The organism is Nevskia soli DSM 19509 (assembly GCF_000711955.1).
GTDB lineage: Bacteria > Pseudomonadota > Gammaproteobacteria > Nevskiales > Nevskiaceae > Nevskia > Nevskia soli.
Map to the genome: position 1 here is coordinate 20,227 of NZ_JONR01000028.1, position 25,259 is coordinate 45,485.

Here is a 25,259-nt window from a genome sequence, read left to right on the forward strand (position 1 = left end):
CTTTCTTATGTCAATATCTATCAGTAGATAGTTTCGCGAAGTTGGAGGTAACTTATGGATACTAAAGAAGAGATCATGCATGTCGGCCGGTTGATGGCCCAGGCGGGCGGATACCAAGCGTTGAATTTTCGTGATATTGCCTCGGCGATTGGAATCAAGAGCGCGAGCATTCACTACCACTTCCCGACGAAGGGTGACCTGGGAGAGGCGCTTGCTAATCGTTACGCGGAGGACATGGCCAGGTTTTTGAAGGAGCTGCAGGTAAAGCACGAGGACATCGGTGAAATGCTGAAAGAATATGCGGCTATTTTTCGCGCGCCACTGATCAACGATAACCGTATGTGCCTTTGCGGCATCTTGGCCTCGGAGCACGATCAACTTCCCCCGGAGGTGCGCAAAGCAGTAAATCGCTTTATCGACGTCAATGTGGAATGGCTGACCGACAGGCTGCTCAAGGCCAAGGTTGAGCGCAGCCGCGTTAAGGCGGAGCGCCGCGCGCTGGCTATCTTCTCGAGCATTGAGGGCGCTCAGCTTATCGCTCGAGGACGCGGCGACGTAGCTGCCTTCGATCATGCCCTCGACGCCTATCGTGGCGCCGGTCTGTTGCCGTAGTGGATTAACCTATAACCGCGTTGGAACGCGCACTGGAATCAGAAAATTGTCCAACAATCACGCTCGCGAAGGCGTGAGTTGCTCTTAGGGTGATCCCCATGAAATTTTTGAAGCATGGCGTGAAGTGTCGGCCACGGACCTAGCGCACAATCCAACGAGGGAATTCCGCCGCTGATCTCTTCCAGAGAAGACTGCGAAGACTTAGCGCTGTCGCAATCGAGGTCTTCAATATCAGCGTGTTCACGTTGATCATTTCCGTGCGGAACGAAGTGCCGCGGGAGGAGAGCCCTCTTGCTAATATGGCTTCAGATCGCGCAGACGCCCCTTAACTATGCGGCTACGGTTGGCTGCGCTTCAGCGTTCGGAAATCTCAACGGCGGTCAGTTTAAGCACGGCGCGACGCTGAAATCCGAGTTTCTCGTATAACCGTATGGCGCCTGCGTTGGATTCGGAGACATGCAGGAACGAGGCGACGCCCTGCCGCGAATGCTGGGCTATCAAGGCGGTTGTCACCGCAAGCCCATAGCCGCGTCCAGTGTACGCAGGATCGGTGCAAATGCCGCTAATCTCGCGGGCGCCAGGAACGGACATTCGTTCTCCCGCCATCGCAACTAGGTGTCCATCGGCTTCGATGCCGACGTAGGTGCCGAGATCCGCAGTGTTTTGGCGAAAGAAATCGGGAAAGGCGATTGCCGTCAGTTTGCCCATCGCTGAGCGGTGAGACATCGTCAGCGGTATCGCGCGATTCGGTTGCGGCAGGGGATCGGAGCAAATCTGGCGAAACATCTGTAACACGTTAGATGAGGAAACTAAGCGCCAGGTAGAGGGCAGAGTTTTTGGGCTCGGTCCGAGGAAATAACGTCGGCCGACCGCCCCCTGTGAGGACGCCACGACGACGTCGTTGGACTCAACGGCCAGGAACGGGGCGTGATCGGCGCGATATCCGCGCAATTGCCCCTCGCCCTCCGCTATATCGCTGTGTTCACCGGCAAGGCTATACCAAACGGGGTTATCCAAGTAGCTATCGAGGGTTAGTGCGTGCATACGGAACTCGGCGGGTACTTTTTGTCGGCCCTATGACCGACACAAGCTTAACGTGTGTAAGAAGATGTTGCGTGTCAGTCGCATCTTAGTGAGAGGCCCTTGCCGGAAGTTAGTCGGTCAATACCGCTCAGCCTTCCAGCGTTAAACAGCGTGAACATCGTCCTAGGAAGTTACACCTAGAGGACGGTAGCCATGTTGCGTAATAACTATACTATATGTATAGTACATGAACTATACATATTGTGTAGCTCTTATGCGGCATCGTTCCCATTTCTTTTACTGGGTAGGCGCACAAATGATTAAGGCCATGTCGAAGACTCAACGGAATGGTCCGGGCTTCTGGACCAATGTTCAGCGTTTCTTCGAGGCCCTGGAGGGCCTCGAAGAGAGCTATCCGGAGCGCTTGGAGTGCCGAGTAAACCAGCTTGAAGCCCATCTAGCACGATTGCTGGTGGCTGACAAGGCGACTCTCGACGCAGGCCCCTAGGACACGCAATCCCCGTCCTTAACTGGGCGCTCGCCGATGGATGCCTGCCTCAGACCGAGTCCGCGCATTGATTTTGTCCCGCAACTCGGTTCCTCATGAAGCAACAGTTCCGTCCCAAAGCGGTTCAATCCCCATCAGCAGGATCTCAGTTCGTTTCCCACGGCATTTCCGGGGCTATCGCATCATCGGCGTTCTGAGTTGCGAAAGCGTCTTCCCGCAAAAGGTGAATAACATGACGTCTACAGAAAAGTCCTGGGTCCTCATCACTGGAGCATCCAGCGGTCTCGGAGAGGAATTTGCACGGCAGTACGCGGCGCAGGGGCGGCCGCTGGTGCTAGTGGCGCGTCGTCTCGAGAAGCTCCAAGCATTGGCGGCGGAACTAAGCGCGGCCTATCGCATCGACGTGATCGTTGAGCAGGTTGACCTATCGACCGTCGCGGCGGCCATCGATTTGCGCCAGCGCTTGCGCGAGCGCGGCGTCACGATCGAAGTCTTGATCAATAATGCAGGGCACGGCATTCAAGGGCCGTTTCTCGATCGTTCACTGGATGATGCTTTGGGGATGCTGAATCTCGATGTCGTGAGCATGACTGCCGTGACACACTTGTTCGCGGAGGACATGCGGACTCGAGGACGTGGGGAGATCCTTCTGGTTGCCAGTCTTCTGGCCTATCTAGGGGTGAAGAACTATGCCGTCTATGCCGCCAGCAAGGCTTATGTTCTTCGCTTTGCCGAAGCGCTCCATCGCGAGTTCAGACGCGATGGGATTACGGTAACCGCCCTCTGCCCAGGACTGACGAACACCGGATTTGTTGCTGTCGCTCAGCAGAAGATGACGTTCATTCTGAAGCTAGTAATGAGCCAGCCGGCACCGGTGGTTCGGGCCGGGATTCGTGCTTTGCGAACCGCACGCATCAGTGTTGTGCCTGGGTGGATCGCAAAACTATTCGTGCTTTCGTTCTGGTCCTCGCCGCGGTGGTTACACCAAGCCATTTCCGAACGCGTTATGGGTGATTGATTTGGCGAGAGGAAGCGAACCGAATAGAGGGTTGACATCATCAAGCACAACAGCATGTTCCTTCGCGGATGAATAGGAGAGAAATCATGGGAAAGCTAGACGGTAAGGTGGCGCTGGTCACCGGCGGCACCAGCGGCATCGGCCTGGCAACGGCCAAGCTCTTTGTGGCCGAAGGCGCGCATGTCTATGTCACAGGCCGTCGCCAGGAGAAGCTGGATGCGGCGGTAAAGGAGGTTGGCGCTGGCATCACTGGCGTACAGGGCGATGTCGCCAGCCTTGCCGATCTCGATAGGCTATTCAGCCAGGTTAAGCAGGAGAAGGGTAGGCTCGACATCGTATTCGCCAATGCAGGGGCGGCGGAGTTCGCCCCATTCGGCCAGGTCGACGAAGCACACTTTGACCGGATGTTCGACGGCAACGTCAAGGGTCTGTTGTTTAGCGTGCAGAAGGCGCTACCCTTGATGCCGGATGGTGGGGCGGTGGTTCTGACCAGCTCGGTCGTCGGTAGCAAGGGACTCTCCGCAAACACCGTCTATGCAGCCACCAAGGCCGCGATTCGATCCTTTGCGCGGACATGGACCACAGATCTCAAGGCCCGAAAGATACGGGTGAACGTGGTCAGTCCCGGACCGGTCGACACTGCTGGACTGAGGGAGCTTCTGGGCGATTCTCCGGAAGGACAGCAACGCAAGCAGGGTTTCGCGCAGATTGTTCCGATCGGACGTCTGGGGCACGCGGATGAGATCGCAAGAGCGGTCCTGTTTCTCGCTTCCGACGACAGCAGCTATGTCACTGGAACTGAGCTATTTGTCGATGGAGGAATGGGACAGGTTTAACCCAAAGACAAGCTTTTACGCAAGAGTTCAATGATGAGTTCGCTTTCGGTAACAGGCCGCAATCGGTGAGACGGGCCGATACATGGGCCAACGCCCCCTCGACAAGGGGCATGCTATTCGCGCAATGGCTCACAAGGAGGATCACCCCCTTCGCGCGCTGGACCATTGTTGAGGACGGCGTCATCGATCTCCCTTGCGGCTATGGACGCTATGCCCAGATCGCTGCCGAGGATCTGGCGAGGCTTAGCGCAGCGATCTTGGAGAAGCTGGCCGCGTATATCGGCAACACCTATACGCTCCATGACCGACTGAGTGCGACCAGGGAGGCACGCATCGCGTGAGCCATTGGCGAATTGCTTGGTTGGAAAGTCAGTTATCAGCCGGCGACCACCCCCAGTACCGGAGGCGGTTCAAGAATTTCGGCCTGCTTGAGTTCCCGATCCAGCTTTTTCCGCGTCATTGCCATTGACTATCAAAACAGCGGCTTCTTGGGCGCGGACAAGATTATCGCTGGAGTTACCGGCAAGCCCACGATGACGTCCAGGAAGTCGTCACCACACATCACAGCGCTTTTGCGCAACCTTAGATTTCCGGAGAATACCCTATGAAAGTTCAGAAGTCGGTCGTTTTCGTCACTGGCGGCAATCGTGGCCTCGGCCTCGCGTTCGCGCGAGAGGCGTTGCATCGCGGTGCAGCAAAGATCTATGTGGGCATGCGCAACACAAATGGCTTCGATGTTCCCGGCCTTGTTCCGGTCAGCCTTGACGTCACTGATCTCGAGTCGGTCCGCGCTGCAGCCGCGGCGTGTAGTGATACGACACTACTGGTAAACAATGCTGGTATCGGTCGACTCGGATTACCGCTCGATAGCACCATGGAGGCGCTGTCCCGTGAGGTGTTCGAGACCAACTACTACGGGCTGGTGCGAACGACGCAGGCGTTCGCTCCAGTGCTCGCAAAAAATAACGGCGGCGCAATCATCAATGTGCTGTCGGATGTCACCTGGAGGCCGGTGCCGATACTCTCGGCCTACAGTGCATCGAAGGCCGCCGCTTGGAGCTTCACGAATACGCTTCGCCCGCTGCTGAAAGAGCAGCGCACACAGGTTCTAGCGCTTCACGTGGGTGTCGTTGATACGGATCTCACGAAGGATTTCAACGTACCGAAATCGAATCCAGCCACGGTGGTGCGGCGTACACTAGATGCTTTGGAGGCGAATATGGAAGAGGCACTTGCCGACGAAGGCACGCAGGTACTGAAGCAGGGGCTGTCTCGCGAACGGGCATCCTACCTGGACCCGGCGTAGGTCGGTTGACAACGAAGGGGGACGCTAGCCGTCATTGAGGCGCATGACGTCAGCTAAGCCCCCTTCTGGGCATCGGGGAAGTCGTTTCATTGATCACTGTCGGCGAACTGCCGACCTTTCAGGAGCTTGAGGTACTCAAGATCTTCCCAGTAGTCCAGATGATGGTTGAAAGGATCTCCTATCATGAAATGAACCAGCCGATTACTAGGTTTTAGGAGAAAAGGACCTGGCGGATATTAGGCGGCTGGTTACGATGACCGAGCCTGACCCGGTGAAGCACAGTTAAGACCTACTCGGCTCCCGCGGCGCTTGGCGACAGGTCCAACGGGGGCTTGTACGAATACTGCGATTGAGCGCAAGGGAGGGCGTGCTAACGCTTAATTGACTAAGTCTCGAGCGCAAACAATGGAATGGAGCCATGGATCGCCACGACGCGTAAGAAACACGGTAACAGGTATCCGCCGCCGCAACCTATGCGCGGCCGCCGCCCACCTTGATATTTTTCAGTACCAGATCGATCTTGCCTGTGGTGTGGCCGCCTACCAGAACGCAGTGACCCTCCGCGGAGCGCCACCAGCTGTTGGCCTGCCTAGGGTATTTTCCTCTCAGCATTTAAATTCGCTAGCGGAAACTACGGCTGGAACATGCCATTGCCGCTTACCGTCTGTGCGGCAGGCACCTCTTCTTGCATTATGTCCCAGTGTTCGGTCAACTTACCATCAACCACCCGGAAGATGTCGACTGCGACCATTGGCTTCGGCGCCCAGCCGGTATATCGACCATGGATCATGACGAGGTCGCCTTCGGCTACGATCATACCCGGCTCATATTTAAACGTCGGGGCCAACGCTGCAATCAGGGCTGGGATGGCCTCGCGACCATTCGGGATGAGCGGGTTGTGCTGCACGTAGGCAATGGAAAAATGCCGCTCAACCACACTGGGATCGCGCCGGATAAAGACCGCCGTCATCACCTCGCTGACCAAAGCTTTGTTCGCTGCGGCCGATGTTACTTCGCTCATCGTTGGATTCTCCATATCTGGAATGTGTGGAACGGAATGGGCTCAAAGTGTGTCAGGGTGATGCCTAGCCGCAGTTCGAAAGCGGTGCCGACGATCCCTGTGCGCTCGCGGGCCTTGCAGATCAGCGGAGGTAGATGCTGATTCGATGGTTTCAGAAGGGGAATCACCTGCCGGGCAACAATCTGCTCAACTGACACCACCGTCGCCGTCAGAGCCTTGAGCCCAGCGAGGACGGCCAGCGAGCCGAGCATCGTCTGGTGCAAGCCGATCCGGTCCGCCACCATCAACAAATCAGGACTGGTTAAAGTCGTCTGCATTCCAGCCGCCGCCGAGTGCACGGAACGAAGCGATCGCCGCACGTGCAGCATCGGTTTGTGCCTGCGCCCGCGCGTCGAGGGTTTGCAGGAGGCGGGTATTGGAGTCTAAGACCTCGATCAAGCTGACTACGCCACCTTTGTAGGCTACGAGTGAGACGTCACTCGCTCTTCTTAGCGATTTTTCACCGTTTGCGAGGGTCGCTTCCTCCGCTTCTCGGCGCACCAGGGTTGCGAAGGCATCCTCAACATCTTCCGAGGCACGCAGGACCGCCAATCGATAGGCGGCCAATGACTCTGCCTTCTTCCCTCTCGCCGACGCAATCTCGGCCTCTACGCGGCCGAAATCAAATAGTCTCCACCGCAATCCAGCAACTGCTAAAGCTTGATCTGCTCCACTGTGGAAGAGATTTCCAGAGACAGTCGTCGCGGTTCCTGCTAAACCGCTTAAAGAGAACTTTGGATAGTACTCCGAGATCGCGGATCCAATAAGCGCATTCGAGGCCGCAAGGCGGCGCTCGGCGACGATCAAATCCGGGCGCCGACGAAGCAATTCTGCGGGGCCACCTGCATCGGAAATTGATGGGGCGGCTGGCACGGGCATTGGTTCGTCAAGAAGTACGCGATTGCTGCCCGGCTGCTCCCCCAGAACTACATCCAAAGCATACAGTGTCGAGTCCAGCGCCGCCTGGAATACTGGAATATTTGCTTCTACCTGAGATAATGCGCCTTCGGCCTGGCGCACCTGCAACTCAGCTGCGATACCGGCGTCGAACTGCAGTCTGATGGTATTCAGCAATCGACGTTGGATTTCCTTTTGTTGTATGGCAATGGCGAGACGTGTTTGGAGGCCACGAAAAGTGACATATATGTCCGCTGTTTGCGCCGCAACTGAGAGTCGTGCAGCAACAACGTCCGCCTGTGACGCCTGATAGAGTGCATGCGCTGCTTCCCGGTCCCGTCGCAGACCACCAAAGAAGTCTATTTCCCAGTTCGCGCCTAGGTCAGCTTCAAAAGAATTTCCATTTCGGTCGAAATTCGGTGTGGCGTTAAGCAATCTACCTTCAGGCGTTTCCACTGACATGTGCGAACGATTTGCCTCCCCGCTGACGTTTCCGCTTGGGAGCAGGTTGGCAGTGGCGGACCGGAAGGCCGCCCGAGACTGCGTTATGCGGGCCTCGGCCTGCGCAATATCTAAGTTTTTGGCGAGCGCTTGCGACACCAGACGTGTCAGAACCGGATCATTGAAACCAACCCACCAAGTGCTCATTGGTATGGAAGCCCCAGCGTGACGCTGGTCGATAACTTCTTTGCCCAGGAACGCTGTTGGGGACGTCAAGGCCGGTGCCTGATAGTCGGGGCCGACTGCGCAGGCGGTCAGAAATGAACTGGCTGCCAACAGCGAAAATCCGTGGAATACGGAGCGCATAGTGTTTCACCAAGCAGTTGCGGACTGTGACCATAATACGAATTAGTCACTAGTTGTCAAGGCGGAGCGCGGAGGGGTATCTTGAACAATGAGTAAAAAATCAGAACTTGACCCACCTCTTCGCGGACCTACTGATCACGCGGTCCGCGATCAGATCGTCGTTGCCGCCAAGGAGCATTTTTCGCGATACGGCTACGACAAGACCACTGTATCCGACCTAGCGGAAGCGATCGGTTTCTCGAAGGCTTACATCTATCGTTTCTTTGAATCCAAGCAGGCTATCGGAGAAGCTATCTGTTCGCAGTGCTTAAGCTCAATTGCGAATGATGTCGAAGCCGCGCTTGCGCGATGCAAGTCTCCCATAGAGAAAATTAGGGTTCTTTTCAAAACAGCCATAGAGTCAAGTGTTGCCTTGTTCTTCACTGAGAGAAAGCTTTACGACATAGCGGCGCACTCGGCCTCAGAGAAATGGCGCTCGATCGAGCCCTATGAGCAGCGGATATTTACACTCCTGCAGGACATATTGAAGGAGGGGCGTAAAGTTGGTGAATTCGAGCGTAAGACCGCGGTAGATGAATCCTGTCGAGCGATCCTCCAGGCCATGCAGCCGTTCCTAAATCCGCTGATGCTGCAGCAGAATCTCGAAAAATTGCCTGAGGGCGCGACCGAAGTGGTAAGTCTTATTCTCCGGAGTCTCGCACCGTAAACTTGTGACGTATGACCAATTGACACATTGGTCATAACTGGTGACACTGTGTACTCACCCCCCGTGAGCGAGCATAGATGGCGCCCTCAATTAAAGCAGCCGCGATACTTTTCAGCTCTCTCGTCGTCATCGGATGTAGCCACAAGGAACCGGATGCGCGGCTGAAAACACCGCTAGTTCGTGTTGCAATGGTCGGTGAAACGACCCAGCCAGAGCGCGCCTTTACTGGTGTTGTTTCCGCACGCGTACAGAGCGATCTGGGCTTCCGAATTCCAGGCAAGATCGTTGAGCGTCTAGTTGATACCGGCGACTCCGTCAAGCTCGGGCAGCCACTCATGCGGATTGACCGCACAGATTTGTCGCTGGCTACTGCGGCGCGCGCAGCAGCTGTGGCAGCAGCCCAAGCTCGAGCCTTGCAAACAGCCGCAGATGAACTGCGTTATCGAGGACTGGTTGACCAAGGTGCGGTTTCTGCCTCGGCCTACGATCTAACCAAGGCCGCTGCGCTTTCCGCCAAAGCGGAGTTGGACGCCGCACGGGCTCAGAATGATGTCTCGAAAAACGAAGCAAGTTACTCGGTACTTTGTGCGGACTCTGACGGTGTGGTTGTCGAGACATTGGCGGAGCCTGGTCAAGTTGTGGCTGCGGGGCAGACAGTTATTAAGCTCGCGCATGCCGGGCCTCGGGAGGCGACAATCAGTCTTCCCGAAACACTTCGTCCGGCGATCGGCTCTGTTGCGCGCGCCAGCCTTTATAACGGCTCTGGGGCCATGGGAACTGCGAAACTAAGGCAGTTGTCTAGCTCCGCAGATGTGCGTACGCGGACATTTGATGCACGCTACGTACTTGAAGGCGCTGCGGCAAATTCGCCACTCGGAAGCACGGTCACCATCCTGCTCGCTGATGCGCGCGAAGGATCGTCGACAATCGTCCCATTGAGCGCAATATACGACGTCGGCAGAGGACCCGGGGTATGGATCGTTGGTGGGGATGCGTCCCGGGTTTCCTGGCGGCCGGTCACGTTGGCGGCGGTCGGCACCGAAACTGCGACCCTATCTTCCGGTCTAGGCCGTGGCGATCGCTTTGTCACACTCGGCGCGCATTTGTTGCACGAGGGAGACAGCGTGCGCATAGCGGGCTCGGACGGTGCAGCAAAATGAGTGGCTTCAATATTTCGGCTTTGGCAGTTCGCGAGCGATCGGTTGCGCTATTCCTGATCATTGCCATATCAGTTTCTGGAATTTTCGCATTCCGTAATCTTGGCCGCGCGGAAGATCCAAATTTCACGATCAAGGTTCTAACCATCATCTCCGCCTGGCCTGGCGCAACTGCTGAGGAAATGCAGGATCAGATTGCTGAGCCACTCGAAAAACGGCTGCAGGAACTCAAGTGGTATGACCGAACAGAAACGTTCACACGCCCAGGGCTGGCATTCATCACGCTCACACTGAAGGATTCCACTCCGCCGGGTGAGGTCCCGGAGGAGTTCTATCAGGCTCGCAAGAAGCTTGGGGATGAAGCTCTGAAGCTTCCGCACGGTGCTTTGGGTCCATTCATCAACGATGAATATGCCGATGTCTCATTCGCCCTTTACGCACTGAAAGCTAAGGGTGAGCCTCAGAGATTGTTGGTGCGTGAGGCGGAACTACTTCGACAACGCTTATTGCAGGTTCCGGGAGTGAAGAAGGTCAACATAATTGGAGAGCGGCCGGAGAAGATCTTTGTCGAGTTCTCTTATGCGCACCTGGCAACACTTGGAGTCTCGGCACGCGACATTTTCGCGGCATTGGACAACGAGAATGCCGTCACGCCAGCCGGCTCTATTGAAACGGTTGGTCCACAGATAGTCGTGCGTCTGGATGGTGCCCTTGATGATCTTCAAAAGATCCGCGATACGCCAATTGTGGCTGCGGGGCGCACGTTGAAATTGTCAGATATCGCAGACGTCAAGCGCGGCTACGAAGATCCGCCGACATTCCTGATCCGCAATCAGGGAGAGCCGGCGCTTGAACTCGGCGTGGTCATGAAGGAACGCTACAACGGTTTGCAACTCGGCAAAGATTTGGAGAAGGAAGCCGCGGCGATCGTGGCAGACATGCCCTTAGGCCTAAGCTTTACTAAAATCACCGACCAGGCCGTAAACATCAAAGAGGCCTATAACGAATTCATGCTGAAGTTCTTCGTAGCCCTTGCCGTAGTTATTGCAGTTAGCCTGATCAGTATGGGATGGCGCGTTGGAATAGTCGTGGCATTGGCTGTGCCACTGACGTTGGCAGGCGTCTTCGTCATTATGCTGGCAACCGGCCGAGACTTTGATCGCATCACGCTAGGCGCACTTATCCTATCCCTCGGCTTATTGGTGGACGACGCAATCATTATCATTGAGACGATGGTTGTGAAGATGGAAGAGGGAAGGGATCGCATTTTTGCGTCTACCTATGCATGGAGCCACACGGCGGCACCGATGCTTGCTGGTACTTTGGTGACTGCGATCGGCCTGATGCCCGTTGGCTTTGCTAAATCCGGTGCGGGCGAATACGCCGGTAATATATTTTGGGTGGTGAGCTTCGCGTTGCTGACATCCTGGGTCGTTGCCGTCGCATTTACGCCATACCTCGGTGTTGTGCTCTTGCCGAGCATTAAACCGATTGAAGGTGGGCACGCGGGCATCTATGGCACACCGAATTATCGCCGACTGCGTTCGATAATCGGTGGAGCCGTACGACATAAGAAGATGGTGGTGGCCATCGTCGTAGCGGCGTTTTTTGGTGCCTTCGTGTTACTCGGTCTGGTCAAGAAGCAGTTTTTCCCGGTCTCCGATCGTCCTGAGGTACTGATCGAAGTCCAGATGCCGGAAGGGACAAGCATCGAGGAGACGTCCTCCGCCGTCTCGAAGGTCGAGACGTGGCTCAAGAACCAGCCTGAAGCCACTATTGTCACGAGCTACATTGGTCAGGGGGCACCGCGCTTCTATCTTGCGATCTCGCCGGAGCTACCGGATCCCGCATTCGCGAAGATCGTCGTTCTCACTTCAGACGAAAAAGCTCGGGAAGCGCTCAAGAGAAAGGTCCGCGAAGCAGTAGCAGAAGGATTCGTACCGGAAGCGCGTATTCGCGCTACTCAAATTGTGTTCGGGCCGTACTCGCCATTTCCGGTCGCGTTTCGAGTGATGGGGCCGGACGAGGATCGCGTGCGCGGACTCGCTGAGCAAGTGCGCGCAGTTATGTTGAAGAACTCGTCGTTGCGGCAAGTGAATACGGATTGGACAGAACGTGTTCCCGTCGTTCACTTTGTGCTAGATCAGGATCGACTTCGGTCGATCGGACTCAGTTCGCACGATGCATCGGAGCAGCTTCAGTTTCTGCTAACCGGCGTGCCCGTGACCCAGGTGCGCGAGGACATACGCTCTGTAGAAGTGGTCGCGCGCAGCGCCGGAACCGAACGACTCGATCCTCTGAAGTTGAGTGCATTCAGTCTGGCCGGGACGGATGGTCAAAATGTCCCGCTAGATCAGATTGGTCGCAGTGAAATTCGTATGGAAGACCCCATTCTTCACCGCCGTGATCGACTTACAACCATTACCGTCCGCGGTGATATAGGTGAGGAGTTTCAACCACCCGACATCTCGTTGCAGGTCATAAAGCAAATCCAGCCGATTGTCGATAGGTTACCATCTGGTTACCGTATTGAAGCGGCGGCCGCACTTGAAGAAGCAGGCAAGGCGAACGTCGCTCTAGCAGCTGTCTTTCCTGTCATGATCATTTTGATGATGATTGTGATCGTGTTTCAGGTTCGTTCGATGATTGCTATGGTAATGGTGCTTCTCACGGCGCCACTCGCGCTAGTAGGCGTTGCGCCGACATTACTGCTGTTTCATCAGCCATTCGGGTTTAATACCATCATCGGATTGATTGGGCTGGCCGGAATCATCATGCGCAATACCCTGATTCTGATTGGCCAGATCCATAGCAATGAGCACGATGGCTTGTCACCCTTTGACGCGGTGGTTGAAGCGACGGTTCAGCGTTCACGCCCGGTGCTACTGACCGCACTGGCCGCTGTGCTCGCCTTTATCCCCCTTACGTTCTCGGTATTTTGGGGCTCGCTAGCGTTCACCTTAATAGGTGGGACCATTGGCGGGACGATATTGACGCTGGTGTTTCTCCCGGCTTTATATGCTATTTGGTTCAAAATTAGAGCCGAGCCTGCCAGTAAGTACTAGTCCACAATGTCGGCATAGTGGTTCAGCATGGAGTTCTGAGCCTAATCTGTTTCAAATCGGTTGATTGACCGTCGCTCAAGCGCACGTATTAGCATTTCTATCGATAGAGCCAACGACTTTGATATCCGATGCCGTGAGGGGCGGACCAGCGCGGCATAACGTTCGTCTTCTCCGGCCTTAGGCTCGCCTTGTTCGGCGATGAAGTAGAGTTGAAGTCGGTATCGAATATAGAATGACGCCGCCCCTGATGCTGTAGTAGGTGATGTCTGCCACGGTTCGTGGAATAGTTTTACCGACAAGTAAGGTTGCGCCAATGCAGGTGGTTACGTGCAGCCATTGCGCCCGTTGGAGTCTCTGCAGCAAGCGCAAGTCTTATCTGGTCGAGTAATGGAACTCCAGCTGCTGCGAACCGCGGCCATCGTTGGCTGAGATGCTTGGCATCGCCTTTTAACCAGTCGGCGCCTTCGGTCCGCGATTCGCGCTTGCCATCGTCGCTGCATCCATTCCGCCCAAGGTATTGCCGGTCACAAGAGTGTTCTGAGCATGAGCGAAATGATGCATATGGAAGGTGGCATCCATCGCTGTTCTCTTCCCTCGTAGATCTTCGGCATGATTGATTGCCTGCTTGGTTAACCAGAGTCCGAGACCAGGCTTACCTGCGAGATTGGAGGCGACATCGATTGTCTCCTGCTCGAGCCGGTCCCGCGCGACACAACGATTCACCATCCCGAAGCTATAGGCTCGTTCCGCCGACATCCGTTCGCCTAGCATCAGAAACCCCTTTGCCACACGCGGCGGCAGCTCGAAGGGGTGGGCGAAATATTCGACCCCTGGTATACCCATGAGCTGAACAGGATCTTGGAAGAACGCATCCTTAGACGCGACGATTAGATCGCATACCCAGGCCAGCATCAACCCTCCGGCAATGCAGGCGCCATGGACCATTGCAATTGTCGGCTTCGGAATGTCGCGCCAGCGCCGGCACATGCCCAGATAGACCTCCTGTTCACGGGTATACAGCAGTTCGGCGGCGGGCTTGCCCGTGTGATCCGGTAGCAGGTGGTTGCGATCGAATATCCGCTGCACGTCGCGGCCAGGGCTACCGATGTCATGCCCAGCGGAGAAGTGCTTTCCAAGACCGGTGAGCACGATCACCTTGATGGTCTCGTCATCGACCGCTCGCTTGAATGCGGCGTCCAGCGCATAGGTCATCTGGCTGTTTTGCGCATTGTGGAAACGCGGTCGGTTCATGGTGACCCAGGCAATAGGTCCATCGACGTGATAGAGCACTGGTTCTTCGGTTTCGTATTGGGGTGCATTCATGTGCGATCGCCTGTGTGGACCATTTTTAATCCTTCTCAGGATCCGGATGCTGAGGCATCGATTCTAAGTACAAGCGCGTTACGCCGAATCGTCCAATCGCACGAACCATGCGGACCGCACGCGCCGCGGCTCCATCCTGTGCAACAGGGGACTCAGTAAGGGTCTCGGCGTGTCGATACATAAAATTGATGGAAGGCATAAGTACAATTCGTTTTATTTACTCAATTCATCGGGCTAAAGTCGGACGCCGGTGGGTATGACGAAGGACATTTCAGAGATTGCGCGCCCCCGGAAGAGCACTACAAGAAGATACGAGGAGCTCGGGATGAGGTTGAGGATCCGTCGACATGACGGTCACGGCGGCTTTGCTCGCTTCGCATTCCTATGCGCAGCCGGAGCTTGGTACACCGTTTGCTCGTTACCTGGCGTCGCCGCCCCAATCAGGTCCGAGCCGCGTACGGGTGCTCGCGCCGCCGTCATCCTCACGCAAGAAGAACGCCCGCGACCCCCGCTGGTGACGATGATCTCCGCCGGTTTCGAGCACCGCGACTTCGCCTATGAGGGGCGGTACGGCTTACGTGAAGCGCAAACCGTACAACTGCTGGGGGGGCCGTGTACGGCGCGGATGTATCAATTGGCGTGGGAGGCCGCCGAACTATTGCATGTAGCGCCCCCCATGGTAGCGGCGGTGATCGAGGCGGAGTCGGGTTGCCGCGGAGAGGCAGTCTCGTCCGCCGGGGCGCGCGGTCTGATGCAGTTGATTCCCGAGTACGGTGGTCGTGAAGCCTACCGCTACCTACATGGTAGGGATCGGCAACCGACCCAGGCGGATCTCCATGATCCCCGCATCAACATTCAGCTGGGCGTCTCCTACATTGGAGCCCTCCAAGGGCACTACTACTTCGTTAACTCGCAATTGGCGCGCGGGGTTCTGGCCGTGGCTGCATACAACTGTGGCCCCGACGCGGTGGATCGTCGACTCCCGTTCAAGCGCGCGCAAACCTGGGACGCCTCTGAAGCGATGGAGTGGGTGCTTGGCAATACCCCAGCTGAAACCCGCAATTATGTTGGCACCGTGCTGCGCAAGGCGTCGATCTATGACCGGGCGATTAAGGCAATGCACATGAGCAGTGAGCGGCAGGTCAGGACGCTGGCCCTGCCTTAATCGGTAGCCGTTAGCGGATAACCAAGAACCTCAGGATATTAGTGATGAAACGTCTTCACCTCGGCATGGTGGCAACCGTGATCGTATTGACGGGGCTAGGCACCTACTACGTGTATCAGTACGAGTATGGCGATGCAGCCTTAGCCGCGGCGACCGCGAGCGCGTTGGGGAGCGCGGCGGAATCGGCTGCCAAAGCGGACGACGAGAGTGCGAATAAGCCACCGGTAAGCCGCGTCGCCCAGACTGTGCCGACCTGGCCTAGCGACAAACATCCCGTCAGTGGACAAGCCGAAGTGGTGTCGGCTGTGGAAGCTATGCCCCCGCATGGGGAGGGCGAGGGCGCGCTGGCACCGACGGCCGAGCAGAGTCCGACTCAACCGGCTGCTCTTGCGTCGGAGGTGGCAGCTGGCCAGGAGTCGGCGCCGCAACTTCCTGCTCAACGCGACTCGGTTAGGGATGAGGGGGCAGCCCCCGAATACAATTCCGCCGACTCGCGCACCGCGCAAACAACTCTATTGGCTTCCGGTAGCGAGCACCCCGCCAAGGCGCCGGTAAACGAGACCCAAGCTTCAAATGAAGGCCGCAGCATCGGTGCCGAGCAACCGCCATCCGCCACGGCCGAAGCAGATTCTTCGGTCGCAGAACCGCCTGTAGCCACCCAGGAGGCGCCTGCCGAGAGGCAGAAGTCATTGAAAGCGCCCAGCGCCGCAAAGGTGAAGCCAGTCCAGAAGGAAGGTGATGAGAAGGCGGCCCTCAACACCATGAAAGCCGCAAGCGCGGTTGGTCGGCCATTCGACGCCGCGGCTTCTTGGTGGCCGGCCGTCGGGCGCGATAGCGCGAAGCTCTCTCTGGTCTACGCCGGCGAAGCTGCATTCGACAAGGCGATCGTCCTTCTTTTTTCCAGAACCGTGTCTCCCGGTGCCGGAGGCCAGATCCGAATGCTGGACGGCTCTGGCAAGGTTGTAACGGGCAATTGGTCGGTGAGCCCGAAGAACCCACAGATGCTGATCTGCAAGGTTCCGCCGGGGCGCTACCTCGTTTCTATCGCGGCGGAGCTTTCCGATTCCGCCGGCGAGAAGCTCGGCAACAGCCTGCAAGGTCCAGTGTACGTCCACTGACACACCAACGAATTCGATCGGAGTAGCGCGACACCGGGACCGGCGTGCATCGCGGCCCTAGTGTAGTTGAAAACCTGTTTTAACCGGAGGGGAGTTATCAGACATGAGAAGGACTTTGCAATACCGACTGCTGCTCGCGGCGCTGATCACGCTGCTTAGCACCGCAGTCAGAGCTCAAGACGAGGAGCCGGTTCTCGACACGCGCATCTACGTCGCGCCTATGGCATCCATGGCAATCAGCCGCCATGATCGTAGTGATACGGATGCTATCGGCGGCGGACTGGCCATCGGCAAGACCATCATGCCGCACTTAACCCTCGAGTTGCGTGGCGACTACCTTCGTTATCACGGCGAGTCCGAGACGGTGTCTGGCACTGGCTTACTCTGCGGCCTGCTGTCGAGCTGCCCCGACCAGAACGTCCGCAGCCCGAGCACACACGTGTACGGTGGCGGCCTCGGCGTGAATGGCTACGTGCTATCGACCAACAGCGGCGTCTATGTGCATGGGGATGCTGAAGCTGGCAGCCGCTTCGTCTATAACGCAGGCATTGGCCTCGATTACCCCCTATGGGATCACGCCCTTTACATCCGCGGTGAGCTTCTTTATCACCACGAAGCAGATTTCACCCCCGAGCCCCTGTTCCATCTGGGCGTGAGAATTCCTTTCGGCCAGACTCAGAAGCCCGCCGAGCCCCTGCCGGAAGCGCCGGTCGAGGTGGTTCCAGTGGAGAGTCCGCCACCGCCTGCCGATGCTGCTCCTGCTACGGAAGCCCCCCCGCCTGCGGCTACGACGTGCCAGCCGCCTTCGCCGGGTCAGCCCATCAGCCTGGAAGGTTGCAAAACGGGCGACACCCTGGTCCTGCACGGCGTGAATTTCGAGTTCAACAAGTCAGTGCTGACACTCAACGCAAAGACCTTGCTCGATCAGGTGGCGGATGCCCTGCTTCAGCGCACCGATATCAAGGTGGAGATCGATGGACACACCGACGGCGTAGGCGGCGTAGCGTACAACCAGCGGCTTTCGGAAGAGCGCGCCAAGTCCGTGCAGAAATATATCGAAGGACGTGGCATCGCCGCTGATCGCTTGACCGCAAAGGGCTTTGGAAAGTCCATGCCAATCGCCGACAACAACACCGACGAGGGTCGTGAGCAGAATCGCCGCGTAGAGCTGCGCGTTACCGATTCCGGAGCGGCGGCGGCACAAGCCCCTGCGGCACCGACCGATGCGGTGGCGGCCACATCGCTAGTTCCGACCGACTCGGGTGCCAAAGACCAACCAGGCACCTTAGCTCCCGCAGTCGGTGCGCCTGATTCTGGCGCCGCACCGGGCGACGGCGGAAGCGCGTCCGAAACAGGGACTGCGCCGGTGGCACCCGGTGGCGATACGCCAGTCTCTCCGGCTGAAAACTCTGAACCCAAGTAAGCCATGCACCGGTCAGCCATGCGAGCGCCGTCTTGCGAGATCCTGGCGGTGCTTGCGTGTCCGGAATCATCGGTGCAGAGCTAGGGCATGGCAATATCAAAAGCACAGTAGCAGCAAAAAGGAGGTTGTGGTGGCTGATATCGAAGCGCAGATTCGCGAGATTGTGGTGTTGCACCTGGACGTCAACGAGAAGGAAGTCACGCTCGATGCCAATTTCGAAGACTTGGGCGCAGACTCTTTGGATGCAACGGAGTTCATCATGGCGCTCGAAGACAAATTCTCGATCAAGATTCCGGATGAGGACGCCGAGAAGGTATCGTCACTACGCAATGCCATCGATACGGTCGCCCGCCTTTCCAAGGATGGCTGATCGAAGGTTTGTCTGCTCTCCTTGCATCGATAAAACGGATCGAAGCGATAAATAGAAAGAGTTGGCTCTCTACCGGAAAGGCAATTAGCCTTGTAGAAGCAGATTAAGAAAATGCGGATGGCCAACCTTATTGCTTGGATGCGCATCCGCGCCGAGGAGAATGCAACGCGAGCTACACATGATCAAGTCTCACGCCCCACTCACCTCTGCTGCGCCGACGTACATCTTGGACGGAAATGGTGGTGTGCTGTTTGTTCCAGTGACACTGGATCGAGCGCGACTTAGTACATCAATAGCGGAACGTTGCAGCGGAACAAGCGAAACGACCAAGCGCGATCAGTTCCAGTCAAAGTCCACAACTACGCATATCTCTCACAAGGGGTCGCCTTTGATGCGCCAGCGGGAACTGCTGGACGTCTGCATCAATCACCCGATTTGTTGAGGTTTTGCGGGCTCGGTGTCATTGCGGAGCCAAGGGGGTAAGAGCCCGCAAGTACATACATAGAACTGATAGCGACAATAAAAAGAAAGAGTTTCAGTAATAGAAGTGGCTGGGCTAAGCTCGCCGCCAATTCCCCTCATAGAGGGAATTAAATCTTAAATGCGAGGAGTCTGATGAACCAATCGCTGCGGTTCAGGATTGCGAAGTGGGTGACCCATCACCGCTTGGTGACAGGAATATTCTTTGCTGTCGTCACCGTGTTCTTCGGCATCGGCCTGCGTAACGTCGAGCTAAAGACAATATTCTCGGATCTACTGCCGAAGGACGATCCCTTTGTGCAGGTTTTTAAGGATCACCCGAATTTTGGAAATCCGCTGACGATCACGATGATGATCAAGCGGAAGGACGGTGACATCTACAACTCCGATACCTTGGCCAAGATCTGGAACATCACCCGCGAAATCGATCTCGCTCCCGGCGTCGATCACGACCAGATCCTGTCGATCGCAACCGAGAAGGCCCGTTACGCCGAGGCCACCCCGATGGGAATCGATATGCGCCCTTTGATGGGCGACAAGGTGCCGAGCACCCCGGAAGAAGTGCAGGAATTCCGCAGCCGTGTCGACCGCTCCCCGAATGCCCGTACCTTCCTGGTGTCCGGCGACGCATCGGCGACGCTGATCAATGCGACCTTCGTCGAGTCCCGACTGGATTATGGCGAGGCGTTCGAATTCATGCAGAACCTTGCTGCGAAGGCGAAAGACGAGCATCACGACGTCTATGTTGCCGGCCAGCCCATGTTGACCGGTTGGGTTTACCACCTCCAGCGCCAGACCTACAAGATCTTCGGCATTACTCTATTCTGCCTGGTCGGTGCGCTGACGTTGTACATGCGCAATATCGTCGGCGTGGTGACGCCGATCGTAACCAGCATCGTCGCGGCGATTTGGGGTTTCGGCCTGACCGGTTGGATCCATTCTCCGATTGAGCCGCTGCTGATGGTGGTTCCATTGCTACTGGTGGCGCGATCATTCTCCCACTGCGTGCAGTTCACCGAGCGCTTCTACGAGGTCTACTGGCATGTCAAGGACCGCGTGAAGGCTGCCGAAATCACCATGGGGGTGATGATGGCACCCAGTATTCTGGGCATCTTCACCGACATCGTCGGCATTTTCTTGATCGCCGTCGCGCCGATTCCTGCGATGCAGCGCTTCGCCTTGTTCTGTGGTTTCTGGTGCGTGTGGCTGATCCCGACAGGCGTGATTCTGATTTCCCTATTGCTGTCCGTGTTGCCGGCGCCGAAGAACGTGGCCCGGCTGACAGGCAAGGATGGCCAGTCCGGCGGCGTCCATCGCGCCCTACAGAAGGCCCTGACACTCACCTCCAAGGCGACATACGGCGGTCCGGCCAGAATCACCACCGCGATCATGCTGGTTGTCGGCACAGTGGCCGTGATCACTGCGCTGCACATCAAGATCGGCAATCCGGTCGAAGGTACTGGTTTGTTGTGGGACGATTCGGAGTTCAACACTGCGGTTCGGCAGATCAACAGAAATTTCCCGGGCGTTAACACACTTGAGATTGTGCTCGAAGCCAAGGACCGCGATCCGAGCCACATCGTCCGCGTCGCGCGCGAGGCCGAAACCATTCGGACCGCGCTAAAGCTCCAGGAGCTCATGGAGAGCAGCGTCGCCCCGCCACGCGCCGATCTGGCGTTCGCTGACTACCTGATGGAAGGCAACCGTTTGTTCTCCGGTGGCGATCCGAAGTGGATGCCGCTAGACCAGAACGATAAGGCCGTAATCGCGGCGGCGACAGCTGTGACGCTGGGTACGAACCTGAAGAATTTCTCCCACGTGGCGGATTTCCAGCTCAAGGACTCCACTGTGTCCTTCTGGTACAAGGACAATAAGGAGGAAACCGTCATCGCCGCACTCGCGGCGGCCAGAGCCGCCGTCCAGCAGGTTGGTGTTGAGCACAAAGACTTCAACGTCCGGCTCGGCACCGGAACGATCGCTCTGCAGAACGCTACAAACGTGGTGGTCGAACGCTACCACTGGGTGATTATCGGCCTGCTCAATCTGATCATCTTCATCGGTACTAGTCTGGCGTATCGCTCAATGATCGCTGGCTTTATCTTGCTGCTCCCGGTAAACATGGCCAACTTCGTCCTGAACGGAACGATGCACCTGATCGGCCTGGGGCTGGACATTAACTCCCTGATGGTGTCAGCCATCGGCGTCGGCGTCGGTATTGACTATGGTATCTACCTGCTCTCGCGCATCTGCGAGGAGTACCACGCGCATGACGGTCATTGGGATCGCGCGATCGAAGCGTCTCTCACCACTACCGGTAAAGCGATCTTGTTCACGGCGTCGATCATGTTCGTCGGCATCGCCCCTTGGTACTTCCTTTCCGCTCTGAAGTTCATGGCGGACATGGGGCTGCTACTGACCCTGACTATGATCATCAATATGGTGCTGGCCCTAGTGTTCCTGCCACTCCTCGTGTGGCTAATCAAGCCGAGCTTTGTGAAGAGAAAAGATCTCCTGGTCGGCGAGGGCGTGGACCTCTCCTTATTCACCGAAGGCGACGAGCCGAAGCCCGGCGTGGTCGCACCGAGATTGATCGGCGGCCACCCCGTGGGCGTGGGCGATAGTTGAGGCCGAAAAGGGACGTGGCATAAATAGCGAAGAAGCAGCGCGAACCCTGATCCCGCTTGACGGAGCCAGGCAAGAATCTTCGGAGGAGTTCAAGTGAAAAGCGGACAAGTAATACTTGCAACGGTGCTGCTGCTCGGGGGGGCCTTGGGTATGACGCCCAAAGCGGGTGCCAACCCCGCTCTGACCCTGACCACCTTAAAAGAAGGAATTCCCCACCAAGCCCTATTGGCGGTGGCCTTCGAAAACAAGGATGGCATAGCGGTTGGGTTCAACGGCGAGATCCAGGAATCCAATGACGGCGGTAGTCATTGGCGGTCGGGCAAACCATTCAACAACATGTCACTTCTGGGCGTGACGAAGAAGGGCGGCACTACGCTCGTGGTGGGACAGAGTGGGTTGATACTCGCCCGACACGGCAACTCGGCCTGGACCCAGGCAGATAGCGGCACCACGGAACGCCTGTTCGATGTCAGCCTGGGAAAAAACAATCATGCGATAGCTGTTGGTTCGTTCGGTACCATCGTCGTGTCGCAGGACGGAGGGCAGACCTGGAAATTGATTTCACCTGACTGGGGTGCCCTGATCTCCGGGCAGGGGTTGTCCTTTCAGCCGCATCTTTACGCAGCAAATATCGATGATAGCGGCACCATGACGGTGGTCGGCGAAGCCGGGACTATTGCCCGTTCCGTGGATGACGGGACCTCCTGGAAAATCGTGCACAAGGGTAACCCCGACGAGCAGGCAGAAAACGCCTCGCTTCTGGCCATCAATATGCGATCGGATGGAGTGGGGTATGCCGTGGGGCAGGACGGTGCAATCCTTCACAGTACCGACAACGGCTTGAGTTGGAGCGTCCAGGAGACCGGCACACAGTCGATCCTACTTGGTGTCACCTCCTCGCCGGATGGCACCGTTCTCGTGACCGCCATGTATTCGATGCTGGTGAGCAAGGACGGTGGCAAGAGTTGGTACTCAGTCGTCGATCCGATGATTAAGTCGTCTTGGTCGGTCGGCATTGCGCCGATCGATGGCGGCGGAAGCATCGTCGTGGGCCGTGCGGGGACGATTTTACGCGTCAATCCTTAGCGGTTGGGGGTGGGGCCAGCCGGTTAAAGGTGCGCCGGCTGGTGCGGTTGGACCAAGCCAAGATATCTGGAGATAGAAGAATGAAGTTCAAGACTGTGGGAACGGGAGCCCTAGTCGCCGGCATGCTGCTGGGATTTGCTCCCTTTGCTGACGCACAGGATAACGGTTCGCCAATTGGTACGGGCTGGTTGAGCGGAGTCGATTTTGCATTTGGCCAGATGCTCCGCGAGGAAACGGCGTATCGGACCAACCCAACCGGCAATCCATACAATCAGAATACCAATGTGTTCCAGGACCAAACGGTTGCCCGCCAGGCATTCCTGCCGCCGACTTTGGGTGTCAATCTGGTGAAGTGGGGCGAAGTACCGTTGCCGTATGGGGACACGGTGCGTCGTGGGGACTTTGTGCCGACGTCCGGCAATCGAATGAACTACGAAATCCTACGCTCCGAAACAGAGTTTGCGGTCAAGTTCGGTGAACAATTCAACATCACGGGGCGCTTGCGCGGCATCTACCAGCCCGACGTTTACGACGACTTCAACGCCTCGTCCGTCGGCGATCAGCAACAGGGCGGCATCACCGGCGGCATTCCGAGCCTCTATCACGGCAAGCCCAACTATATGGGCTACGAAGTCGAGGGCAAGCGGAATCCGAATCCGCTGGAATGGTCCGGCCGTAACTATCAGCTGTATTTTCCGGCCCTATTCGCCGAATATCACATCGGCGACCTGGACGTGCGTGCCGGTAATCAGCAGATTGCGTGGGGCCAGGAAATCTACCTGCGTACCTTCGACGTGCCAAATGGTTTGGACTTCCGTCGCCATTTGATCACTGACCGCGCACTGGAGGAGTTCTCGGATAAGCGTATTCCGCAGCTTTCTATCCGTGCCACAGATCAGCTTACCGATACGATGCTGATCGACGGCTTCGTTTCGAAATTCCAGCCGACGGTCTACCCCAACCCGAATACTCCGTACAACGTAATCGCGTCTCAGTTTACGATCCACGATCTGTACTCCAAGAACGGCTATGACAGTTGGAACAAGCTCGACTACGGTATCCGCTTGAAGGACGAACATGGCCAGTGGGGCTGGCAAGCCGCATTCGTGCGGCGTTTCAACCCGGACGGCGCTTTTCGTTGGACCGAGTCCGGGGTCGTCAAGAGCTTCAACCCTGCGCCGCTCAGCCTTGGCTCGGTCGTGAATACTCTGTACGCCCTCAAACTACCGGGCTGCACCAACCCGACCCTGTGCCGTCAATACGCGAACACCGGCGAAGCCTTCTCGCACACGCCGTTTGAAGTGGCTCCGGCCGGCATTTATACCTTCGATGAGTGGAAGAAGTACGGCGAACTTGACCGGCTGACGGCGATCGGCACCTGGAATGCTGCTGTGAAGGACTTCCCGGCCTTGGCTGACGTCTATCAAACACCAGTAGAAACCATGGATGAACTGAAGGCGGAACTCAATACTGACTTTATTGTTAGCGGCGGAAGCCTGCGGGGCCACATCGCCCGCGACTACTTCCAGGAAAATCTATTCATGCTGGGTGGCACTTACACCATCGAAAGCGAAAACAACTTCCTGAACGAGATGATCTTCAACCTCGAGGGCCAATACACACCGCATCGCGTGTTCACCGCCGCCGATCTGAACGTCAACTTCCAGCAGGAAGACGAATACACGATTACTGCGACAATGGATAAGTGGCATCGTTTCTGGGAAAGCATTCCGGCGACCTACCTAGTTCTCGAGGTCGAAACCAAGAATCGCAGCGACCTGACCGGGCGCGTCCTGAAGGGCTACGGTGTCTCTACTGATCGTGACACCCCGGGCAAGCGCTCTAATGCTACCTACGTCGTGTTCGGCTTCAGCCAGCCATTTCCGAACAAAGTTTATGAGCTCGAATTTGCGACGCTGATCGACACTGGTGGCGGCCTGTTGGCGCAGCCCACAGGCCGCTGGCATCCTTCCGGCCACATCACGGTGGAGGCGTTCTATAACTACGTCAACGGTCACCTGTATAACGGGGAAGGCAACAATCTCTTCTCCTCGTACGGCTACACCAATGACGTCAATTTGAGACTAACCTACAAATTCTGAAGTCCAGTTTTACCGAGACGTTGGCGGGAGTTGGTGTCGCAGGACGCCCTCTCCCGCATTTTGTTTCCGGTGTTTGTTGTCCAACGTATTGGAAGCAGATTCATGCCGCCGATCACGGAGTCGAAGATGACTGTACGTACCCGGCTTAAGCATCGTCCTATCGAACTGGATGAGTGGGGCCATGTCCCGGCGGCGCCATCAAATGGGGCCTTCGTCGTCTTTGTCGGAATTGTTCGTGACAACCAAGATGGCAGGAAGGTCGCTGCAATTCGCTACCACGCACATATTGCGTTGGCGGAAAAGCTCTTAGCAGACATTGAATCCACGGCCGCTAAGAACTTTGGGGTTGAGGCGATGGTGGCACATGCGGTTGGACATCTGGAGGTCGGTGAAGCAAGTCTCCTCGTACATGTCCAAGGCGGTCATCGTGGAGAATCATTTGATGCCTGCCGCTGGGTGGTCGATACGATCAAGAAATCAGTTCCTATCTGGAAGGAGGATTTCTTCGTCGATGGAAAGCGTCATTTTCAGGTGGGCGTCCCAATCCAGCCTGTTTGAGATCGTATCGGGTA

At 56.8% G+C, this 25,259-nt stretch carries 22 protein-coding genes; 17 read left to right on the forward strand and 5 right to left on the reverse strand.

Annotated elements, in window-relative coordinates; genetic code table 11:
- The first annotated feature begins 54 nt into the window (after positions 1 to 54).
- A complete protein-coding gene (locus tag BP26_RS0115175; RefSeq protein ID WP_029921422.1) occupies positions 55 to 612 on the forward strand; it encodes a TetR/AcrR family transcriptional regulator in 558 nt (185 codons plus the stop codon).
- 354 nt (positions 613 to 966) lie between these two features.
- Here BP26_RS0115175 and BP26_RS0115180 read toward each other — a convergent pair whose 3' ends face one another.
- Positions 967 to 1,656 carry a GNAT family N-acetyltransferase gene (locus BP26_RS0115180; protein WP_051749009.1) on the reverse strand — a complete coding sequence of 230 codons (690 nt, stop codon included), beginning with the start codon at positions 1,654 to 1,656 and terminating at the stop codon, positions 967 to 969.
- 307 nt (positions 1,657 to 1,963) lie between these two features.
- Between BP26_RS0115180 and BP26_RS0115185 the strand changes: the two genes are divergently transcribed.
- The 5 genes from BP26_RS0115185 (at position 1,964) to BP26_RS0115205 (ending at position 5,303) form a co-directional block, all read left to right on the forward strand.
- Positions 1,964 to 2,143, forward strand: coding sequence for a hypothetical protein (locus BP26_RS0115185; RefSeq protein WP_157572546.1), 180 nt, complete (start codon positions 1,964 to 1,966; stop codon positions 2,141 to 2,143).
- Between the two features lie 232 nt (positions 2,144 to 2,375).
- Entirely contained in the window at positions 2,376 to 3,161 is a 786-nt protein-coding gene (locus BP26_RS0115190; RefSeq protein ID WP_029921425.1) for an SDR family NAD(P)-dependent oxidoreductase, read from the forward strand.
- Between the two features lie 86 nt (positions 3,162 to 3,247).
- The gene (locus tag BP26_RS0115195; RefSeq protein WP_029921426.1) at positions 3,248 to 3,997 is read left to right on the forward strand and encodes a glucose 1-dehydrogenase; all 750 of its coding nucleotides are present in this window, start codon (positions 3,248 to 3,250) and stop codon (positions 3,995 to 3,997) included.
- A gap of 110 nt (positions 3,998 to 4,107) precedes the next feature.
- Positions 4,108 to 4,338 (forward strand): hypothetical protein, encoded by a 231-nt coding sequence (locus BP26_RS27695; RefSeq protein WP_051749010.1) that lies wholly within the window; start codon positions 4,108 to 4,110, stop codon positions 4,336 to 4,338.
- A gap of 263 nt (positions 4,339 to 4,601) precedes the next feature.
- Positions 4,602 to 5,303 carry an SDR family oxidoreductase gene (locus tag BP26_RS0115205; protein WP_029921427.1) on the forward strand — a complete coding sequence of 234 codons (702 nt, stop codon included), beginning with the start codon at positions 4,602 to 4,604 and terminating at the stop codon, positions 5,301 to 5,303.
- 631 nt (positions 5,304 to 5,934) lie between these two features.
- On the opposite strand, the gene BP26_RS0115215 is transcribed toward BP26_RS0115205, so the two are convergent.
- From BP26_RS0115215 to BP26_RS0115225, 3 genes are read right to left on the reverse strand one after another with little or no spacing between them, the layout of a single operon-like run.
- Complete coding sequence (locus BP26_RS0115215; protein ID WP_029921428.1) at positions 5,935 to 6,324, reverse strand: nuclear transport factor 2 family protein; 390 nt, start codon at positions 6,322 to 6,324, stop codon at positions 5,935 to 5,937.
- Positions 6,321 to 6,641 (reverse strand): hypothetical protein, encoded by a 321-nt coding sequence (locus BP26_RS0115220; RefSeq protein WP_157572547.1) that lies wholly within the window; start codon positions 6,639 to 6,641, stop codon positions 6,321 to 6,323. The genes BP26_RS0115215 and BP26_RS0115220 overlap by 4 nt, the downstream gene beginning before the upstream one ends.
- Positions 6,616 to 8,067, reverse strand: coding sequence for an efflux transporter outer membrane subunit (locus tag BP26_RS0115225; protein ID WP_029921430.1), 1,452 nt, complete (start codon positions 8,065 to 8,067; stop codon positions 6,616 to 6,618). Before BP26_RS0115225 ends, BP26_RS0115220 begins: the two co-directional genes overlap by 26 nt.
- An 88-nt stretch (positions 8,068 to 8,155) precedes the next feature.
- Between BP26_RS0115225 and BP26_RS0115230 the strand changes: the two genes are divergently transcribed.
- The 3 genes from BP26_RS0115230 (at position 8,156) to BP26_RS0115240 (ending at position 12,995) form a co-directional block, all read left to right on the forward strand.
- Complete coding sequence (locus BP26_RS0115230; protein WP_029921431.1) at positions 8,156 to 8,773, forward strand: TetR/AcrR family transcriptional regulator; 618 nt, start codon at positions 8,156 to 8,158, stop codon at positions 8,771 to 8,773.
- A 77-nt stretch (positions 8,774 to 8,850) separates the two neighbouring features.
- Positions 8,851 to 9,933, forward strand: coding sequence for an efflux RND transporter periplasmic adaptor subunit (locus tag BP26_RS28685; protein ID WP_084183127.1), 1,083 nt, complete (start codon positions 8,851 to 8,853; stop codon positions 9,931 to 9,933).
- Entirely contained in the window at positions 9,930 to 12,995 is a 3,066-nt protein-coding gene (locus BP26_RS0115240) for an efflux RND transporter permease subunit (RefSeq protein WP_029921432.1), read from the forward strand. Before BP26_RS28685 ends, BP26_RS0115240 begins: the two co-directional genes overlap by 4 nt.
- 447 nt (positions 12,996 to 13,442) lie before the next feature.
- Here BP26_RS0115240 and BP26_RS0115245 read toward each other — a convergent pair whose 3' ends face one another.
- Positions 13,443 to 14,318, reverse strand: coding sequence for an enoyl-CoA hydratase (locus BP26_RS0115245; RefSeq protein ID WP_029921433.1), 876 nt, complete (start codon positions 14,316 to 14,318; stop codon positions 13,443 to 13,445).
- A gap of 520 nt (positions 14,319 to 14,838) precedes the next feature.
- On the opposite strand from BP26_RS0115245, the gene BP26_RS27700 reads away from it, so the two are divergent.
- The 8 genes from BP26_RS27700 (at position 14,839) to BP26_RS28690 (ending at position 25,245) form a co-directional block, all read left to right on the forward strand.
- On the forward strand, positions 14,839 to 15,483 hold the full coding sequence (locus BP26_RS27700; RefSeq protein ID WP_245611814.1) for a transglycosylase SLT domain-containing protein: 645 nt from the start codon (positions 14,839 to 14,841) through the stop codon (positions 15,481 to 15,483).
- Between the two features lie 44 nt (positions 15,484 to 15,527).
- Positions 15,528 to 16,601, forward strand: coding sequence for a hypothetical protein (locus tag BP26_RS0115255; RefSeq protein ID WP_029921435.1), 1,074 nt, complete (start codon positions 15,528 to 15,530; stop codon positions 16,599 to 16,601).
- Positions 16,602 to 16,704: 103 nt separating this feature from the next.
- Complete coding sequence (locus BP26_RS27705) at positions 16,705 to 18,024, forward strand: OmpA family protein (RefSeq protein WP_051749012.1); 1,320 nt, start codon at positions 16,705 to 16,707, stop codon at positions 18,022 to 18,024.
- A gap of 130 nt (positions 18,025 to 18,154) precedes the next feature.
- On the forward strand, positions 18,155 to 18,394 hold the full coding sequence (gene acpP / locus BP26_RS0115265; RefSeq protein ID WP_029921437.1) for an acyl carrier protein: 240 nt from the start codon (positions 18,155 to 18,157) through the stop codon (positions 18,392 to 18,394).
- A gap of 615 nt (positions 18,395 to 19,009) precedes the next feature.
- Complete coding sequence (locus BP26_RS0115270) at positions 19,010 to 21,499, forward strand: efflux RND transporter permease subunit (protein WP_084183128.1); 2,490 nt, start codon at positions 19,010 to 19,012, stop codon at positions 21,497 to 21,499.
- Between the two features lie 93 nt (positions 21,500 to 21,592).
- The gene (locus BP26_RS0115275) at positions 21,593 to 22,585 is read left to right on the forward strand and encodes a WD40/YVTN/BNR-like repeat-containing protein (RefSeq protein WP_157572548.1); all 993 of its coding nucleotides are present in this window, start codon (positions 21,593 to 21,595) and stop codon (positions 22,583 to 22,585) included.
- An 80-nt stretch (positions 22,586 to 22,665) separates the two neighbouring features.
- Complete coding sequence (locus tag BP26_RS0115280; RefSeq protein ID WP_157572549.1) at positions 22,666 to 24,687, forward strand: DUF1302 family protein; 2,022 nt, start codon at positions 22,666 to 22,668, stop codon at positions 24,685 to 24,687.
- 33 nt (positions 24,688 to 24,720) lie between these two features.
- Positions 24,721 to 25,245 (forward strand): molybdenum cofactor biosynthesis protein MoaE, encoded by a 525-nt coding sequence (locus BP26_RS28690; RefSeq protein ID WP_157572550.1) that lies wholly within the window; start codon positions 24,721 to 24,723, stop codon positions 25,243 to 25,245.
- Positions 25,246 to 25,259 lie beyond the last annotated feature (14 nt).